This is a genomic window from Microcoleus sp. F10-B2 (genome assembly GCF_036704965.1).
In the GTDB taxonomy this organism is placed as follows: Bacteria; Cyanobacteriota; Cyanobacteriia; order Cyanobacteriales; family Microcoleaceae; genus Microcoleus.
Genome location: NZ_JAUBTB010000116.1, coordinates 1 through 18,190, shown reverse-complemented (window position 1 = coordinate 18,190; position 18,190 = coordinate 1). Strand labels below are relative to the sequence as shown.

Sequence of the window (18,190 nt, the reverse complement as noted above, 5' to 3'; positions counted from 1 at the left end):
GCCCGTCTATCGGGGACGGGCGGGACGCCCATCCCACAACAGTCATGAAAAGTGGATTTTATTTAATTCTCATCCCTTAGAGAGCTGGCGCTATCTGCCGCGAGGGCAAGCTTAAAGTCGATGTAATCGCAGATAGGCGAGCTCAATCAATTTTGGATTTGGGATTTACGATTTGGGATTGAGGACTCTATGCTAGAAGCAGGGGCCGCAGTTGATTTTAGGTTTTTGATTTGGGGCTTAGTTGAAACTAGGGACAGGAAACCCCAATAATCTCAAATCTCAAATCTCAAATCTCAAATCGCTTGGGTTAGTTGCTAAGGTAGCTCAGACAGGGAAGGCCCAAAAAATTAACGATCGAGAGATCGAGTTCGATCGACAAAATGCTAAACAGGTAATGTCCAATGCCCACCTTTTTTCCTAGCAAATTATTGCCAACTGCCGCCGGAATTTTATTGGCTGCCGCCGCTGTGATTTCCGGCAGTCAAGCTGCCGTTGCGGCTGATGTCGGAGCCGTTTTTACCGCTGCTTCAGGGCAGGGTTCAGAAAATTTGCTGCTGGCTCAAATCGGTCAACTCCGACAAGGTACAACTTCTCCGAGCCCGAGTCCGGGAACCGCAAGGCCGGTGCCTCTGCCCGTGAAAATTCCTGAGCCTTCGACTGTGGTAGGGTTGGGTTTAATTGCGGGTTCGCTGGCAGTGAGTCGCCGGAGAGTGAGAGTTAAAAATTAGACTTTTGGTCAAAAGTCTAATTTGTGGATTTTTAACTGCAGATAAATGCGGGTATCAGGATTTTAGCCGATCGCGTCGCGCAGAGCATTTTTAGTCATAGCTGCGATCGACTGTTCGGTAGCTTTGGGCAAGTGATAGTATTTTCCTCCAGAAGTCTTGGCCAACTCCTTCGCAAAGCCAGTAGAAATAAACTTGCTCTCGGTATCAATCACCAACAACTGCATTCCCAACCCGCGAATTTTGGCAGCAATTTCTAACAATTCCTTCTTAATATCCGGCTTTTCTCCATCTAAAATCGGTTCGCCCAAAGAACGAGCCAAAGGAATATTCCCCCGCCCGTCGGTAATGGCGACAATCGCAACTTGACCGATATCTCCAGACTGCCGCGCGTTGACTCCCACGCGCACGGCTTGAGTCAAACCGTGGGCCAGGGGGGAACCGCCGCCGCAGGGAAGTCTTTCCAAACGCTTGCGGGCCAAGGCTATGGAGCGAGTCGGCGGTAGCAGCACTTCTGCTTGTTCTCCGCGAAACGGAATGAGAGCAACTTGGTCGCGGCTTTGATAAGCTTCTGTGAGTAGCTGCATGACTGCACCTTTTGCCGACTGCATCCGGTTGAGGGCCATCGAACCCGAAGCATCGACGACAAAGACGACTAAAGCTCCAGCTTTTCTTGCCAAACGCTTCGCCCGAATGTCTCCCTGTTCGACAAATACACGGCGCTCAACCCCCCCTTGCCCCCCCTTAGCAAGGGGGGGTTGACTAGCCTGTTGCCCCCCCTTGCTAAGGGGGGGTTGACTAGCCTGTTGCCCCCCCTTGCTAAGGGGGGGTTGGGGGGGGTGAGAATTCCTGTCGCGGCGGGCTTTTTGGTAGGGTGCGGCGGCTCTGAGGGTGGCGTCAACGGCGATGCGGCGGACGGGGCCTTTGGGCAATACTGGCTTGACGTAACGGCCTCTATCTTCGGAGAAAATGGTGCTTCTGCTGCCCGATTTGCCTTGGCGGTTGGCATTTTGGGCGAAGAAAAGCACGCTGGGGTCGAGAATTACGCCTTCGGGGTCGAACAGAAATTCTTCGGGAATGCTAGTCTCTTCTTGTTCTTCAGGAGGTTCGTCTTCTTTGTCTTCTTCGTCGTCTTCGTCTTCTTCTGGTTCTTGTTCTGATTCTTGGGGAGGCGGTGGCGGGGGGGGAGGAGGAGGGTTTTCGTCTGGGGGAGTTTGGATGATGGTGGCGCGGGGTACGATAACTAATTCTACGGCGCGGCGCAGGTCTTCGGCGTTAACTTCTGTGCGTCCCTCTATGGCTGCTGCCGCTTTGGCGACGCGGACTGCGAATATTTCGGCGCGGTGTCCTTGAACGCCACCCCGGATGGCTTCTTCTACTAGGTAGGCAATTTGTTCGCGTTTAATGCTGACATCTTTGAGCCATTCTCTGGCTAAGATGATTTGGGTTTTGAGGTTGTCGGTGTCTTCGGCGTATTGATTGAGAAATTCTTGGGGGGAGCTGGAGTAGGATAAAGCTTGTTCTACTGCATAGACTCTTTCTTCTAGTTCGAGTGCTGCGTCGGCTGAAAGTACGATCGCGATGCGATCGAGCAAATGTTCTCTGAGCGGCCCTTCTTCGGGGTTGTAGGTGGCAATAAATAGAGGTTTGCAGGGGTGTTGGAAGCTAATGCCTTCGCGTTCTATTTGGTTGCGCCCTTCGGTTAATACTGTTAGCAATTGGTTGGAAATATTGTCATCTAGGAGGTTAATTTCGTCTACATAAAGTACCCCTCGATTTGCTTGGGCTAAAAGTCCTGGTTGAAATACGGTTTCGCCGAATTTTACTGATTGTTCGACATCGACTGAACCTAATAGTCTGTCTTCGGTGACACCCAAAGGAATTTGAATGAATGGTGAGGTAATTATTTCTGTATTTGGGGAATTAGTATCGGTAGATTGGGGATCTTGCCCGTTTTCTTCCAATAGAAAAGATGGATTTTCTGCAAGATTTTCATTGGGTTCGGCGTTGCAAAACGAATCTTTAACAATTTCAATGGGTGGCAGTAAGGAGTGCAAGGCGCGGGCCATTACTGATTTTGCTGTACCGCGGCGGCCTGCGATCGCAACTCCTCCCAATCCGGGATCGACTGCTGCTAACAGCAGGGCTAGTTTGATTGCTTCTTGCCCGACTACGGCTGTGAGGGGAAAGGCTGTGGTGGAAGGGCTAATGTTGGCTGCGGGCATAGGATTTTCGGATGTAAAAATTTGAACTTAATGTTTAGCTTACTTCTTGGAGAATTTTAACTTCTAGGGGGAGAATCACGGTAAAAGTTGAGCCGACTCCTATTTCTGATACTAGCTCTATTTTGCCTTGCAGGAGTGTGACGAGCCGCGATACTATTGCTAATCCCAGACCGGTGCTTTCGGAGGGAAAGTGCTGTTTGCCGGCTTCTCCTGCTTGAAAGAAGGGGTCAAAGATGCGGTTTGTATCTTCGGGGGCGATGCCAATGCCGGTATCGGTAATTGCGATCGCCCAATGTGCTTCTCCAGCACGGCGGCAGCTTAATTCGATACTACCGGATTCTGTATAGCGAATGGCATTGCTCAGAAGATTGGTAACAATTTGTTGCAGCCGCTGTCCGTCGGCGATTACTTGTTTTGGGGCGCAGTCGCTGGTAACAGCGAGCTTTAATCCTTTAGCATCAGCCATTGGCTGCATCATTTCTACTACGGTGTTAATTACCGATCGTACATTAGTTTGCCGCAGGTGAAGTTTAATTTTTCCGGCGTCGGCGCGAGAAAGTTCTAGTGCGTCGTTAATCAGGCGCAGCAACTGTCTGCCGTTACGCAATACTCGCTCGATGTGTTCGATGCCTGGTAGGGTATCTTTGATTTCTGATTGCCATTTTTCTTTTCGCAAGAATAGTTCGGAATAACCGATAATTGAGTTGAGAGGAGTTTTGAGTTCGTGAGCCAAATGGTAGACGTTTTCTTGGTTGACGCTGACAAGGCGAGAGAGTTCTTGATTTGTGAGTTGTAGTTGAGTTTGGATTTGTTGAAGTTCCTGCAGCCTCTGAGCGACGTAGCTGTTGAAACACTGGGCAATGGCTTCGTCTACTACGGCATCTATGAGCCGAAAAGCTCTGAATACGTCTGTTGTGGTTCCTGCTAGCAATTCTGCTTCTAATTGGGAGAATATTACTTGACGCAATAAATGGTATTCGCGGGCTACTTCTGCGGCGTCGTAGCCTTGTTCTGCCCTGAGAAATCCGTGATCTAAACTGGCTTCAATTATTAGTTTTATTTCGCTGTGTTGATATTGGGAAAGCACTGTTGCCATCGCCGCCAGCAGGTGAGGTATGTGATTTTCGATTGCTGAGTGCGGTAAGGCGTCAGCACTTTCAATGTTCCGATCCTGACGAACTGCTTCAATCCAGTTTTTGAGGATAGTATCGGTTTTGTCGGCGAGCACTTGGCTGTAGTCCATGATGTCTGCGTGGGGGTTGAGTTTGGCAGATATTGCCCATGCTTAATTGTAGTTGAGCGATCGCCCGATCGCCATACCAAACTTCGGGCGATCGCGACCCTGCCAAAAGAAGTAGTTTTGAGGTAAAATTTTCCCCGTGCCGGATCTCTGTCGAGCAGTCGCTCCCAGGTTATTTCTACCAAAATCCGCCCTTAAACCTATTGACAGAAAAGCCATAAAGTAGTAAGTTTCCTCACACAGAGAGTTTTTAATTTTAAGTTTTAATTTTTTCAGGGGACTAAATGGAAAACGTGCAAGCTGCGATCGCTGCTGCAACATTTATCGGTGTAATTTTCTTAATAATTACAGAATGGATACACCTAACAGTTGCGGCATTTCTGGGAGCAGTGATTCTGGTATTTACCCACGTGATGACGTTAAACAACGCGATCGAATATATCGGTCGAAGTCACGCCACGCTGGGCTTATTCTTCGGAGTCATGGTAATGGTGAGAGCCTTTGAGCCTACAAAAGTATTTGAATACTTGGCCACTCAAATGGTGCTTTTGGCTAAAGGCAAAGGCAAAAATCTCTTGCTGGGTATTGTCGCGATTACTACGCCAATCTGTGCAGTTTTGCCCAATGCCACGACCGTCATGCTGCTAGCACCATTAATTCCGCCAATGGCAGAAGAAGTCGGTGTAGATTTTGTGCCGTTACTGATTTTAATGGTATTTGTGGCTAACAGTTCGGGACTGCTGACAATCGTGGGCGATCCGGCGACATTCATTGTCGGCGATGCTATTAACATGAGCTTTGCAGATTACCTGGTAAAGTTAAGTTTGGGCGGGGCAATTGCAGTAGGAGTGATAGTAGTTATGTTGCCTTGGCTGTTCCGCGAAATTTGGCACAAGAACTTAGACGATTTGGAACATTTGCCCCACCCAAAAATTAATCATCCCCGAGTCTTAGCAGTAGGTGGCTTAATTATAGCTTTCGTGCTGACATTTTTTGTAATAGGAGAGTCTCTGCCCGTGCCTATTTCACCTGCAGCCGTTGCTTTGTTGGGGGCTGCTTTGGCAATGCTTTTAGCTCACCATTCCCAAATTGATTCTGTTAATAATATTTTGCGGGATTTAGATTGGAGCACGCTGCTATTTTTTATGTCTATCTTTGTGCTGATTGGCGGTTTGGAAAAAACCGGAGTAATCGGCAGTATATCTGGAATATTAGCAGTGATTTTAGGTAAAAATATTTTTCTGGGTTCTTTAGTTTTGTTATTTTTTGTGGGTTTGATGTCGAGCGTGGTACCAAATATTCCGCTGGTAGTGGCGATGGTGCCGCTGCTAAAACAGTATGTTGTCAATGTCGGGCTTGCACCGGTCGAAGTGCTGGCGCCGGATTTTGCAGGGGAGTTTCCACCTGCTGTGCTGCCACTGTTTTATGCGATGATGTATGGAGCAACTTTAGGCGGAAATGGCACTTTGGTAGGAGCTTCTTCTAATATAGTGGCGGCGGGAATTTCTGAACAGCACGGACGCCGGATTTCTTTTCAAACTTTTCTGCATTACGGGCTTCCTGTGATGGCGTTGCAATTGTTGGCGGCGGCTGTTTATGTAACTATTCGGTTTCTAATTTGAAGATTTCATTAGTGATTAGTCATGAGTTATTAGTCATTAGTCATTGCTTTTGTTGCTAGAGAAAAAAAGAATAGGTAAGGTGCTTAGGCGGCAATCTAAATATAGAGATTGAAGTCATTCCTGAATCTCAACTCCATGCAATTCTAAGGGAAAAATTACAGTGAAGGAAGAGCCAACTCCTACTTCAGAAAATAATTCGATTTTACCTTGCAAGAGGTTGACTAATCGAGCGACAATTGCTAGCCCTAAGCCTGTACTCTCAGGAATGTAAGCTCCCAGGGAGTTGTCGGCTCGAAAATAGGGCATAAAAATCCGATCGCAGTCTTCTGAAGCAATGCCAATTCCTGTATCGGTGATGCAGATACTCCAATGTTTTTCTGATAATAATTCGCTTTTTATGCTAATAGTACCAGCTTGGGTGTAGCGAATGGCGTTGCTCACCAAGTTGGTGATAATTTGCTGCAAGCGCAAGTAATCTGTCATAACTCGATCGAGAACCGGATCGCACTCAACGGAGATATCTAAATTTTTTGCTTTAGCCAAAGGCTCGATTATTTCGACAACAGTGCCGATCGCCGATCGCACATTTGTGGCAGTTAGCTGCAATTTTATGCGTCCGGCGTCGTACCGCGAGATTTCGAGAGTATCGTTAATTAATCTAAGTAACCGTCTGCCGTTGTTGAGGACTTTATCAATATGTGCCAAATTGGGAGCAGAATCTTTAAGTCGAGAATTGTTTGTTTGGCGCAAAAACAATTCTGAGTAGCCAATAATAGAATTGAGAGGGGTTTTCAATTCGTGAGCTAAGTGAGATAGATTCTCTTGACTGGCCCGAAATAAGCGAGTCAGCTCTTGATTTGTAAGTTGCAATTGTTTTTGCAAATCCTGTAGTTCTTGCAGTCTTTCCTGGGTATAGGTTTTGAAACATTTAGCAATTACTTCGTCGAGGGCAGCGTCAATTAAGCGGTAAGCTCGGTTCACTTCAGCGGTTGAGCCTTTTAGCAATTCTGGCTCTATAGCCTCGAAAATTACCCTCCGCAGCAATCGGTATTCCCGCGCAATTTCTTCGGCATCGTAGCCTTGTTTTGCCCTGACAGTCCCGTGTTCTAAACTTTCTTCTACGAGTGTCCCAATGTCGCTTTCTTCTGATAGGGACAGCATAGTTACGATCGCTTGCAGTACGATGGGAAGGCTGTCGCGCACGGAAGTGTAGGTGAGTTGCTTGGCGGTTTCGATTTGCTCGTCGGAGCGAACAGCTTCGATCCAGTTTTCGGTAATTATGTCAATTTTATCTTGTAGCGCTTGACTAAAATCTCTCATGACTCTTACACGTACCTCAAGTGAGCGATCGCATATTATATCTCTAGGTTAGTTTAATAGTTAACTTTTTGAATTTTCTCTAAACTTTTAAGCTTTGCCGATCGCCAATGGCTACTCCTAAAGACGTATTGACAGAATTATAAGCTCGTGCTAGCTTAAGTTAAATTGGCTTAAAAAGTCAAGCCTAATCCAGCACGGCGCGATCGAACCAAGCGTGTAGCTGGAGCGGAGGAACCAATTTTAGGGGCGAATCTCTACAGAATTAAAAACCAAAGTTAAAAATTGCCAAATTAGAGTGTAATTTTTGATTTTGAAATCTAAGGAGAAGGACATCTCTCAGTCCTATCCCGTCAGCTAACTTCGCAGGCATTGAGAAGAGACTGAAAAGCCAAATTTCTGAACAAGATAGTTTGGCTTCGTCAGTGTCTCAGGTTGGTATTGTTCAAGATTCTTGTACCTGCCCTGACTCTGAAGGAGATTGAAATGTTCGTACAGCTTAATTTATCTGCGATCGCACTTGCAGGAGTTGCAGCGTGGAAGCGGGTCAAACCGGTTGTCATCCGAGATACTGTTTTGTTACCTGCTGCTGGTTTTTTAGGAATTCTCGGTGTGTGGTGGATTGTTGCCAGCTTCAACAGCGATTTGATTCCCACTCCGTATCAGGCGTTAATCGCTAATTTAGATTACATATTCCATCCATTTTATCAGCGCGGGCCTGGAGATTTAGGCATTGGCTGGCTGTTGCTAGCGAGTTTGCGGCGGGTGTTGGTGGGATTTTTCCTGGGTGCAGCAGTTGCAATTCCCGTGGGATTTACGATCGGGATGTCGAAACCGGCAATGATGGCGCTCAATCCGCTGATTCAAATCTTCAAACCGGTGTCGCCGCTAGCTTGGCTGCCTATAGCTTTATCGATTTTTAATTTAGCAGAGCCGTCGGCAATTTTTGTCATATTTATCACGTCTTTGTGGCCGACAATTATCAACACAGCTTTGGGAGTTTCTAGCGTTTCCCAGGATTATCTAGATGTGGCGCGAGTGTTGGAAATGCCGCAGTGGAGGCGAATTACCAAAATAATTTTGCCGGCGAGTTTGCCATACATTTTTACAGGTTTGCGGATTAGTTTGGGAATTGCTTGGCTGGTGATTGTGGCGGTGGAAATGCTGACAGGCGGTGTGGGAATTGGCTTTTTTGTCTGGGATGAATGGAGCCGTTTGAACCTGAGTTCGGTATTTTTAGCGGTGTTTGTAATTGGCTTAACTGGATTGTTGCTCGACGCTGCTGTTGACAAAGTTCAGGAATTGGTCACGCATCGATCGATCAAGAGTCATTAGTCATTAGTCAGTAGTCATCAGTCATTAGTCAGCAGCGAACAGTTAACTATCAACTGTCAACTGTAAGGTGCGTCGCTCATCGATGGTCGATTTTTGTTTGTGATGGTTGGTGGCGACGCACCCTACAACTACAACTTCAAATCTAAAATCTAAAATCTAAAATCTAAAATTGTATGAGTGACAAATTTTCCAATGAATGGAACCGCCGAGAGTTTTTGCAAGGAATCGGAATGGCGGCGGCGGGAATAGCTTTATCTGGTTGTGGAATTAGCGCGGATCGATCGGCAAAAGGACTCACTGAAGAAGCCGAAGCAGTAAAGCCGGTTGTCGATTCCCGAACCTTAGAAAAACCCAATTTAACCGTAGGATACGTGCCGGTTAACGATTGCGCGCCATTTGCGATCGCTTGGAAAAAAGGCTTTTTCCGCAAATACGGTTTAAACGTCCAACTCAACCGCGAAGCAAGCTGGGCAACATCCCGCGACGGCGTAATCTTCGGCCGCCTCGATGCCTCCCCTGTCGTATCCGGCGCCGTCACAAACGCCCGAATTGGCGCCGAAGGAGCGCGGCACGCACCCCTGTGCGCGGCAATGACAATTCACCGCCACGGCAACGCCATGACGATGAACAAAGCTATGTGGGATTTCGGTTTGCGCCCGTGGCACGAATACAACGGCAATTTTGAAGAATTTGGCAAACAATTTCGAGCTTTTTTTGACAGTCAGCCGTCAGAAAAAAGAGTTTGGGCAGTGGTGCTGAGTTCTGCGATTTACGAATACTTTGTCCGCTACATATCGGCGGCGGCAGGTGTCGATCCGTTCAAAGAATTTCGGGTAATTATTGTGCCGCCGCCGCAGATGGTAACGAACATCAGGATTGGCGCAATGCAGGCTTACATGGTGGCAGAACCTTGGAATACGCGGGCAATTCAAGGCAATTTGGGAGTGGGTTTTACCTTCGTGCAAGGCAAGGAAGTTTGGCTGGGACATCCCGATCGCCTTTTGGGAGTAATGCAATCATTCATCCAGGAAAATCCGAAGACTTATTACTCGCTGGTTAAGGCAATGGTGGAAGCTTGTCAGTATTGCAGCAAGCCGGAAAATCGCAGTGAAATATCGGCGCTGCTGACTGAGCGGTCGTTTACGGGGGCGAAACCGAAAAAAGGGGCGATAGACAAATTTACGCGACCCGCAATTGTTGGGGACTACAACTATGGAGGGTTTGACGGAAAAGACCGCACCGTACAATCGGAAGATGCAACTATTTTTTATGACATTCCTAAGAATTTGCCTCAAATACCGGGAAATCATTCAACATTTATGTGGCAGTCTCAGAGCCTGTGGTTGATGACTCAAGCCGCTCGCTGGGGACAAATTAAAGAACTGCCAAAAAATGCTGAGGAATTAGCTAAAAAAGCTTGGAGAACCGACCTTTACCGCAAGATTGTTGCCGAAATGGCGATCGATTGTCCGAAGGAGGATTACCAAGTGGAACCTGCGGAACTTTTCATTGACAAAAAGGCATTCGATCCTAGCGATCTCGTGGGTTATTTGAATAGTTTTGAAATTCGAGCCAACCGCCCTCAGTCTTTTTTTCAGTCTTAAATCTGCCCTTTTTCCTAGCCTTCTGCCAGGGGTTGAAAGTGACGGTAGAGTTTCGGGGTGGGGGCGGGTTTATCTAATCTAGAAGCAATTTTTGAGGCTGTTGGCGAACCTGCCCCTACGAGTTTATAGCTTGGGGATGCCCAATCTCCGTTGAAATTCACCGAAAAACACCATTATTATCAATCCTGTAGGGGCGGGTTCGCCCAGAAATTCAAAGGGTGGAGATAGGTTGAATAAACCCGCCCCCAGCTCAATAATCAATAACCAATAAACAATTACCAGGTACATCAGATGACTCAAAATACTGCTACTTCAATCAACACTAATAGCCAAGTCCCTAACCCCTCCGCTTTTCTGGAAATTGACAACTTGTTCAAGTCGTATAAAAATGCTGACGGCAGCGAATTTAGCGTTTTGGAAAATATCAATTTAAGTATTGGAGAAAACGAATATATTTCGGTAATCGGTCACTCTGGTTGCGGCAAATCAACGCTGCTGAAAATAGTGGCAGGTTTGGAAAAACAGAGCGGGGGAATAGTGACACTGGAAGGAAAAGAAATCCGCAAACCGGGAGCCGATCGCATGATGGTATTTCAGCACTACGGATTGCTGCCTTGGCTGACGGTGCGGGAAAATATTCGGCTGGCAGTTGATGAAGTTTTGCAAAGTCTTAGCCGTCCCGAGAAGATTAGTCTTGTCAACGAACACCTAGCAATGGTAAACTTAACGGCAGCAGCCGATAAATATCCAGATGAAATTTCAGGGGGCATGAAACAGCGGGTTGGGATTGCGCGAGCTTTGGCGATTCGACCGAAAATGTTATTAATGGACGAACCGTTTGGAGCCCTTGATGCTTTAACTCGCGGCAAGTTGCAGAAACAGGTGCTGGATATCTGGGAAAATCACAGACAAGCTGCAATGATGATTACTCACGATGTGGATGAAGCTATCTATATGTCCGATCGCATTGTGCTGATGACAAACGGCCCGGCGGCGACAATAGGAGAGATTTTGTCAGTGCCGTTTGCGCACCCGCGCAATCGCCAGGAGTTGCGGGAATCGAAGGATTATTACGAACTGCGCAACTATGCTTTGAATTTTCTCGATCGCTACTTTACTCAAGACGAATAATACCCGACGGATCGACATAAAAATTCACTTAAGAGAGGTTAAGCCTGTGAATCTCAAAACAATGTTAGCACGTTTTGAAAGTGCATTGGGATACCAAAATTTAGCAGAAGAAATGGTGTTGCTGCCGGAGCCAACATTACCAGTTTCTAAGAAATCAAAATCTCCAAAACAGGCAAAAACAATCAATTTTATTGTCGGTTACAACAGTTCTCCCCAAAGTCAAATCGCTCTGGATATTACCCTTTGGATGGCGCATCAAACTCGTTTAGTAACAACTAAAGAAGTCACGGTTCAAGTCGTATACGCGATCGACGAAGCGCCAAAAAGTTACCGCGAAGATACTTGCAAATTTGCCGTAGCAAATGCCTTGGCTGCACAGCAGAAAGTGTCTAATTTAGAGGAGACATTCGCCCTTAATTGTGCAGCGCCTGCGATCGCTTTACCAACCGAAATCCAATCGGTATCCCAGCCCAAAAATTGGATCTATCCGCATTATTTTCAAGAAATTTTTGGTCAAAAGAATGAGTATGAGGTAGCAGATAAGTTGCTGTGGCAAGCGCGCTGTTTGGCTGAGGAATGGCGCGGTTTATTCAAAGCTCATTTGCGCATCGGGCGGGTTGCTACAGAACTGAGAAATGTGGTGGAATTAGAATCAGCAAACTTACTTTTCTTGGGCTGCGATTCGGCAAACCACTCGCTGGTTAGGGAACTAGGCAATAATTTTCCCTGCTGCGTGCTCGGGATTCCTTCGGCACTCAGCTATCAGATGGATGTTCAGCCTGAAGAAAGTTTGAGTAAGTTACAGTTGGCGACAACTATACCTGCGCGTTAAACTTGTTCGCTGGTTGTTGGGCCAGAATCTAATACCAATTTTAAAAAAGAATGCAACAGTATTCTTGTTCCCCCCGCAATGCAGCGGGGGGGCTAGGGGGGTCGAAGAGTGTTGCACGATTTTAGAGAAATGGTATAATTATGTAAGGTGCAGCGCACCCTACGACTATAATTCGCGCGCCCAACCTTTTTTTTCCGTAATATCAAATCTGTTAGCATCGGAATTATTCCTATCTCTTTTGTCTTCATCTGCGTGAATCAGCGTCAATCCCTTGCCATCTGCGGCCAGACAAATTATCTTTTTTTAACCGCAGATGAGGGCAGATAAACACAAATTAACGCAGATGAATTCTCTCAACTTCGGTTGTAATATCCCTCCGCGATTGTTGACTGTTGACTGGATTTAACTATTCCGATGCCAGCGGAATTGATATAAGTTCTATATCGCTCAAAAGTTAAAAATAGTTTCCTCTCTCAAAGTCCCAATTACGAGACAATTGGGGCTTTTTTTTAATTATTTTGATTGTTGAGATGTTTAAATTTACTATTAAGGAAAATTATCGTCACTTACCTGATCATAGACAATTCGTTAACTAATTTGATCTTTCCCCGGCACACAGAGCGCAGGAGTCGATCGATCGAGCGTTTGTCTTCCTCCGTCAAATTTTCGTCAAAAATAGCAGCCATCAAACCGTACCGATCGGCTAGAGTAATGTAGCCATTATGATTCACTTCGGCAAACAGCTCGGCCAAAGCAGATGGAATCAGGTGGATAGGAGTTTGCATAGCGGTTGAGTCTGAATTCGACGATGGCGCGATCGGGCGTTTCTGCATTAACAAAAGGCGATCGCACTTTAAAATTTTGTCAGTGTATGGCCTTAATAACTGTGACAATAAACAGCAAAAAACTGTGATAGTAAACAGCAAAATTTGTGAACGACATCACATTCCATATGCACAAATTATGCTTAAAGATTGCAGTCGCCGTTGAGCGAAGACATAGTAACTGCAATCTTAATTTTTTCTAAAGATTGTAAATCTGCACTTCCTCCACAGGTTCAGCTAACTCAAACTTAAAAACCCGCGAATAGAAATAAAATTCGCCGTCAAGAGTTCTTTTGATATTTTCAGCGCGGCGAAAACCGTGCTGTTCCCCTTCATAAGCAACATAAGCAACCGGCAAACCTTTAGCTTTCAATATCTCTACCATCATTTCCGCTTGATTGGGGGGAACCACTTTATCTTCTAATCCTTGAAAAAAGATAACGGGACAAGATAAACGTTCGGCGGAATGAATCGGCGAACGAGCTACATACAAATCTTTTCTTTCAGGATAAGGCCCGATTAATCCATCCAGATAGTGCGCTTCAAATTTGTGAGTCTCGGTTGTCAAAGCTTCCACATCGCTAACTCCATAATAGCTCGCACCTGCCTTAAAAACATCGCGGAAAGTAAGAGCGCACAGAGTAGTGTACCCCCCTGCACTGCCTCCGGCGATCGCCATTCTTTCGCCATCAACTAAACCTTTTTCAGCTAAATATTTAGCACCGTTAGCGCAGTCGTCAACATCGACAATTCCCCAACTATCTTGCAGTCTTTTTCTGTATTCTCGACCGTAACCAGTGCTGCCGCCGTAATTAACATCAAGTACGGCAAAACCGCGACTCGTCCAATATTGAATTTTCAAATTCATGCTGCTAGAAGTAGCAGCAGTTGGGCCTCCGTGACTTTTGACAACAAGCGGGGGTTTTTCACCCGCAGGCGCTGCGAAATCTTGATTTTTCGGGGGATAGAAGAAACCGAAAGCAGTCAAATTGTTTTCCGTGGGAAATTCAATCGGTTCCGGTACAGAAAGATAACCGGCATTGATGCTTAAATTGCTCGATTGGCGCAATATTGACCGTTGACTTGTTGCTAAATTTAATTGTACAATAGCAGTAGATTCAGTCGGCGAACCTGCAAGAAAAACAACTATTTGTCCCCGCGCTTTGACCGACGAAATATCAGTGTAAGGCGTTTCAATTGTTGTCAACTGCTTAGTCGTTAAATCAAGACTCGCTAAATGCCACTTGCCTTGCTGAGTGTAGGTGCAAATAATTTTGCTTTCCGAGACAACGGCATAAGTAGACATTCCAAAAACCCACTGAGGAAGTCCGAATTCAGCCGCCATTTCGCACAGAGGTTCAACCTCTTGCTGTTCTCTCGGCAAGCGGGGATTGACGGTTCTATAGAAATTCCACCAGTTCGACTTGTCAGAAACAAAATACAAAACTCCATCGGGCGACCATTCCGGTTGAAAAATCGACTCCTCAACCCCGCCAGCAACTAAGTATTTTTCACCTAAAGAACCATCAGCATTAATTTCTGCTACCCACAATTCTGTGCCATCCCACGGCATATTGGGATGGTTCCAACAAATCCAGGAAAGTAGAGAACCGTCGGGACTTAAACGTGGGGAAGCATAAAAATCATTGCCCTGAGTTAAGATTTGAATATCTTCGCCGTTATCTAAATTAATGCTAACAATAGTATTGACAGGTTCGCCCTCACCTGCATGGTCTTCGCGCACGCAAATCAGGCGATTTCTTTGCTTGTCAACTATCGCATCTGCATAGCGCGAATTAGCAGCAGGTGTCAGAGGTTCGGGTTGAGAATTTAATGTTTGAGTATAAATACGTTGGTCGGCAAAATGAGAAAAATAGACAACACCGCCAGCAACTGCAAAGGAAGCGCCGCCGTATTCGTTAACGCGAGTGCGAACATTAAAAGGATGCGGTGTCACGTCGCTGATTTTACCATCAGGAGTGCGCCGCACGAGGACGCTTCTTCCCGCTTCCGAAGGTCTTCCCTCAACCCAATAAATATCATCGCCGTCAATAGCAATTTGTCCGAGTCCGACAGTTCCAGAAACAATTAAATCGGAAGAAATAGGTGATTTCCAAGAGCCGTAAGGTGATACTGTATTCATATAGTTGAGGCAGTTGTGTTTCTCGCACAAAAAAAATAATATTTATAGTTTACAGTAATTCAGTCACCGGGGAAGCAAAATGTCTAAAAAACTCGTACTAATGGATCACGACGGTGCAGTTGACGACTATCTCTCAGTCGTGTTGCTGATGACAATGGAGGAAGTCGAAACTCTGGGAGTAATTGTAACTCCTGCGGACTGCTACATTCAACCGGCGGTGAGTGCAACGCGCAAAATCCTCGATTTGATGGGGCGTTCAGAAGTTCCGGTGGCGGCGAGTACCGTGCGGGGACTGAATCCATTTCCGGTGTTATTTAGGCGAGATTCCTTTGCAGTCGATCGACTTCCCATTCTAAATGAAAAAGGAACCATTGACACGCCGTTAATATCAGAACCCGGACAAAACTTTATGGTGCGAGTTTTGCGGGATGCAGCCGAACCAGTCACATTAATGGTAACGGGGCCGTTAACAACAGTAGCGCAAGCTTTAGATATCGCGCCAGAAATTGAAAGCAAAATTCAAGAAATTGTCTGGATGGGAGGCGCCCTCAATGTTATCGGCAATGTTAGCAAAGATATGGAACCCGGACAAGATATGTCGGCGGAATGGAATGCTTACTGGGACCCGATAGCAATCGAGAGAATTTGGCAAACCCAAATTCCCGTTGTCATGTGTCCTTTAGACATCACCAATAACGTACCGCTGACTGTAGAATTTTCCAATCTCCTAGCAAAACAGCGCAAATATCCAATTTCCGACTTAGCCGGACAATGTTATGCCCTAGCAATATCTCAAGATTACTATTTTTGGGACATTTTGGCAACTGCTTATTTAGCGCATCCAGAATTTTACCAACTGCGAAAATGGGAAACAGAAATTATTACCGAAGGCATCAGCCAAGGCCGCACAAAAATTAAAATAGGAGGGCGAAAAATTCAAGCAATGGAGCAAGTAGACACCGCCAAATTTTACAATTACATATTACAACAGTGGGCAAGGTAAAAATCCCACTATCTGCTATAAGTGAGCAAAATCTCCGTACCAAACCCGCACTAACGCGAATATTTACGGACTCTTCTCTTCCCTCTCTTCCTCTGCGCCCTCTGCGGTCAAAAAAACTCCTCTCAAAAATGCTGCCAATTATATCAATCATCCCCTTAGCCCAAACCCCTCCCGCACCTCAAGAAATCCTCCAAATCCAAGAAGTGCGGCCTCTCCCCGGACAGTTAGACAACATACCAGTATTTAACAGCAATAGTCCAGAAGTAGTGCTGCAAGAAGGAATTTTGCTTTCGACATTTCCCCCAGATGGTAAAAGATTTCCGGCGGCACATTTAAACTTTCCGTTTCAAGGACGTTTCGACATATTTGCCCACCACATAGCCCGCGCACCTTCCCCGGAAGATTTGCGAACATTGTATCAAGGAGTAATTGTTTACAATCCGGGCAATAAACCTGTAACATTAGATATATTGCAAGCTGCGAGTTATCTCAGTCAACCCGATGCACCTTTTATTGAATTACCGCCGCAAGTCGATAATTCAAACAGTAATATTTACGCGGGGCCGGGAAGTCGCGCTGTGAATGATATTCTCAGAGGAAGGAGACAGTCTGATTTTCCTGGGCAGTTAATTATTCCCCCTGGAAAAAGCCAGCTTTTGATGAATCATCCGATACCGGTGCGAGAATTGAAACCGCCGCTTAATGGTCGATCGACCTTGATGCGGTTACGCAGCGATGGTATAGTCTATGTTGCCAGTCTGGCGATGTTTGCCCGAGTTGACCCAGAGGGAAACGGACAGGGAAACGAGCGATCGCCCAACTTAGCAGAATGGCAAAACTTATTAGACAATGGTAATATAGCCGGGCCGCGCGATCGAGCTCCCACACCGCCCGAAATCACCGAAGGTCAACTAATTTACGGCCGAGTTGCCGGTGTAGCATTAGGTTCAGAATGGCGAGCACTTCTCTCCGACAACCCCGCCACCTCAAACCTAGCAATTCCCCAACCCGGAACAGCATTTTCCTACCCATTAAGTAGCCTCCCGCGCGGAATGCTGGGCACCAATCAAGTGCAAAGTGCGAGAATGCTAGTCCGCTACCCAGATACAGCATACCGCGCCCACGGCAATTACGGAATTCAATACAATCTCAGCTTGCCGCTGTACAATTCTACCAGCAAAAATCAAACTGTAACTGTGGCAATTCAAACTCCAATTAAGACAGACAAATTAACTTCAGGAGGACTTAATTTTTTAGAACCTCCGGCACCTCAAACTTTTTTTAGGGGGACGGTTCGAGTGCGCTATACTGATGAAAATAAAGTGCCTCAAACTCGCTACGTGCATTTAGTGCAGCGGCGGGGACAGCAGGGGGAACCTTTGGTAAAACTAGAGATAAAATCGGGAGAAAAGCGACTTGTAGAAGTGGATTTTATTTATCCGCCCGATGCGTCGCCTCCGCAAGTTTTGACAGTGAGAACAAATTAAATTTGAGCGGCTGCTACGTGTAGGCAGACGGCTACAAAGACAATGCGTAATTAACCAGATTTGATATTAGTTTCGCGTGGCGCGGACGTGGTTGGTGTCTAGTCGGTATTGGCAAAAAACAAGATGAACTTCTCAAAAAAATTCTGGGTGATTGCTTGCTTTGTGTACGTTTTAATTCTTCTCAGTATCATGCTTTTAGCAGGTACGGGGAAATTAGTCAACTTTCCTCTCGCTCATCCGCCTTATGACAAACTCGGTCACTTTATTTTGTACGGAATAGCATCTTTTTTGTGCCATAGAGCAACTGGCAAAAAAAAGATGAATTTGTTGAATTATTCAATTCCTTTCGGGCCCGCAATTTTTACTATGTTCACTGCTGCGGAAGAAATGCTGCAAGCCATTTTACCAAATCGCAGTGCTAGTATTGAAGATTTTTTATATAGTTTTTGCGGGATTGCAGTTTTTTATTGGATTGGAGAAGTTTGGGATAGAACAAAAGGGCATTGATGATATATAGCAAGTCTATTTGAGTCATGAATGTAGAATAACCTGAAACGCTTGTGATGATTGAATCGATTGGTTACAAATCAAATGGTTTTGCTATAGAAGGAAGTTCGGCAACGGACATTTGTGACAAGTTAAGAAAAAGTGCAAATTGTCAAGGGGGTACACAAAAAAATGTAAAATAGGCTGAAACATCTA

General features: G+C 45.9%; 15 protein-coding genes and 1 riboswitch. Of the genes, 9 read left to right on the top strand and 6 right to left on the bottom strand.

Annotated elements, in window-relative coordinates; translation table 11 throughout:
- Positions 1–401: 401 nt before the first annotated feature.
- Positions 402–728, top strand: a complete 327-nt coding sequence (locus QUA99_RS28905) for a PEP-CTERM sorting domain-containing protein (protein ID WP_333243734.1) — start codon at positions 402–404, stop codon at positions 726–728.
- 62 nt (positions 729–790) lie between these two features.
- On the opposite strand, the gene QUA99_RS28900 is transcribed toward QUA99_RS28905, so the two are convergent.
- The 3 genes from QUA99_RS28900 to QUA99_RS28890 are packed head-to-tail and all read right to left on the bottom strand — an operon-like array spanning position 791 to position 4,409.
- A complete protein-coding gene (locus tag QUA99_RS28900; protein ID WP_333243731.1) occupies positions 791–2,950 on the bottom strand; it encodes a VWA domain-containing protein in 2,160 nt (719 codons plus the stop codon).
- Positions 2,951–2,984: 34 nt separating this feature from the next.
- On the bottom strand, positions 2,985–4,193 hold the full coding sequence (locus QUA99_RS28895; RefSeq protein WP_333243728.1) for a HAMP domain-containing sensor histidine kinase: 1,209 nt from the start codon (positions 4,191–4,193) through the stop codon (positions 2,985–2,987).
- Positions 4,194–4,235: 42 nt separating this feature from the next.
- A complete protein-coding gene (locus QUA99_RS28890) occupies positions 4,236–4,409 on the bottom strand; it encodes a hypothetical protein (protein WP_333243725.1) in 174 nt (57 codons plus the stop codon).
- Between the two features lie 65 nt (positions 4,410–4,474).
- Here QUA99_RS28890 and QUA99_RS28885 point away from each other — a divergent pair, with 65 nt between their 5' ends.
- Positions 4,475–5,812: an ArsB/NhaD family transporter gene (locus QUA99_RS28885; RefSeq protein ID WP_333243722.1), complete on the top strand. Its 1,338-nt coding sequence runs from the start codon at positions 4,475–4,477 to the stop codon at positions 5,810–5,812.
- Positions 5,813–5,926: 114 nt separating this feature from the next.
- Here QUA99_RS28885 and QUA99_RS28880 read toward each other — a convergent pair whose 3' ends face one another.
- On the bottom strand, positions 5,927–7,132 hold the full coding sequence (locus tag QUA99_RS28880) for a HAMP domain-containing sensor histidine kinase (protein WP_333243719.1): 1,206 nt from the start codon (positions 7,130–7,132) through the stop codon (positions 5,927–5,929).
- A 171-nt stretch (positions 7,133–7,303) separates the two neighbouring features.
- Positions 7,304–7,516, top strand: a riboswitch (cyclic di-AMP (ydaO/yuaA leader).
- Between the two features lie 99 nt (positions 7,517–7,615).
- On the opposite strand from QUA99_RS28880, the gene ntrB reads away from it, so the two are divergent.
- The 4 genes from ntrB to QUA99_RS28860 all read left to right on the top strand — a co-directional run bounded on the left by ntrB (position 7,616) and on the right by QUA99_RS28860 (position 12,031).
- On the top strand, positions 7,616–8,464 hold the full coding sequence (ntrB, locus tag QUA99_RS28875; protein WP_333243716.1) for a nitrate ABC transporter permease: 849 nt from the start codon (positions 7,616–7,618) through the stop codon (positions 8,462–8,464).
- Between the two features lie 173 nt (positions 8,465–8,637).
- Positions 8,638–10,068, top strand: a complete 1,431-nt coding sequence (locus QUA99_RS28870; RefSeq protein WP_333243713.1) for an ABC transporter substrate-binding protein — start codon at positions 8,638–8,640, stop codon at positions 10,066–10,068.
- 291 nt (positions 10,069–10,359) lie between these two features.
- Entirely contained in the window at positions 10,360–11,199 is an 840-nt protein-coding gene (locus QUA99_RS28865; protein WP_333243711.1) for a nitrate ABC transporter ATP-binding protein, read from the top strand.
- Positions 11,200–11,245: 46 nt separating this feature from the next.
- Entirely contained in the window at positions 11,246–12,031 is a 786-nt protein-coding gene (locus tag QUA99_RS28860) for a universal stress protein (protein ID WP_333243709.1), read from the top strand.
- A 566-nt stretch (positions 12,032–12,597) separates the two neighbouring features.
- On the opposite strand, the gene QUA99_RS28855 is transcribed toward QUA99_RS28860, so the two are convergent.
- Both QUA99_RS28855 and QUA99_RS28850 read right to left on the bottom strand, forming a co-directional pair.
- Entirely contained in the window at positions 12,598–12,816 is a 219-nt protein-coding gene (locus tag QUA99_RS28855) for a hypothetical protein (protein WP_333243706.1), read from the bottom strand.
- A gap of 238 nt (positions 12,817–13,054) precedes the next feature.
- On the bottom strand, positions 13,055–14,998 hold the full coding sequence (locus QUA99_RS28850; protein ID WP_333243703.1) for a S9 family peptidase: 1,944 nt from the start codon (positions 14,996–14,998) through the stop codon (positions 13,055–13,057).
- A gap of 79 nt (positions 14,999–15,077) precedes the next feature.
- Here QUA99_RS28850 and QUA99_RS28845 point away from each other — a divergent pair, with 79 nt between their 5' ends.
- The 3 genes from QUA99_RS28845 (at position 15,078) to QUA99_RS28835 (ending at position 17,995) form a co-directional block, all read left to right on the top strand.
- Positions 15,078–16,001, top strand: a complete 924-nt coding sequence (locus QUA99_RS28845; protein ID WP_333243701.1) for a nucleoside hydrolase — start codon at positions 15,078–15,080, stop codon at positions 15,999–16,001.
- Positions 16,002–16,129: 128 nt separating this feature from the next.
- Complete coding sequence (locus tag QUA99_RS28840) at positions 16,130–17,488, top strand: DUF3370 domain-containing protein (protein WP_333243699.1); 1,359 nt, start codon at positions 16,130–16,132, stop codon at positions 17,486–17,488.
- Between the two features lie 123 nt (positions 17,489–17,611).
- Positions 17,612–17,995 carry a VanZ family protein gene (locus QUA99_RS28835; RefSeq protein WP_333243696.1) on the top strand — a complete coding sequence of 128 codons (384 nt, stop codon included), beginning with the start codon at positions 17,612–17,614 and terminating at the stop codon, positions 17,993–17,995.
- Positions 17,996–18,190 lie beyond the last annotated feature (195 nt).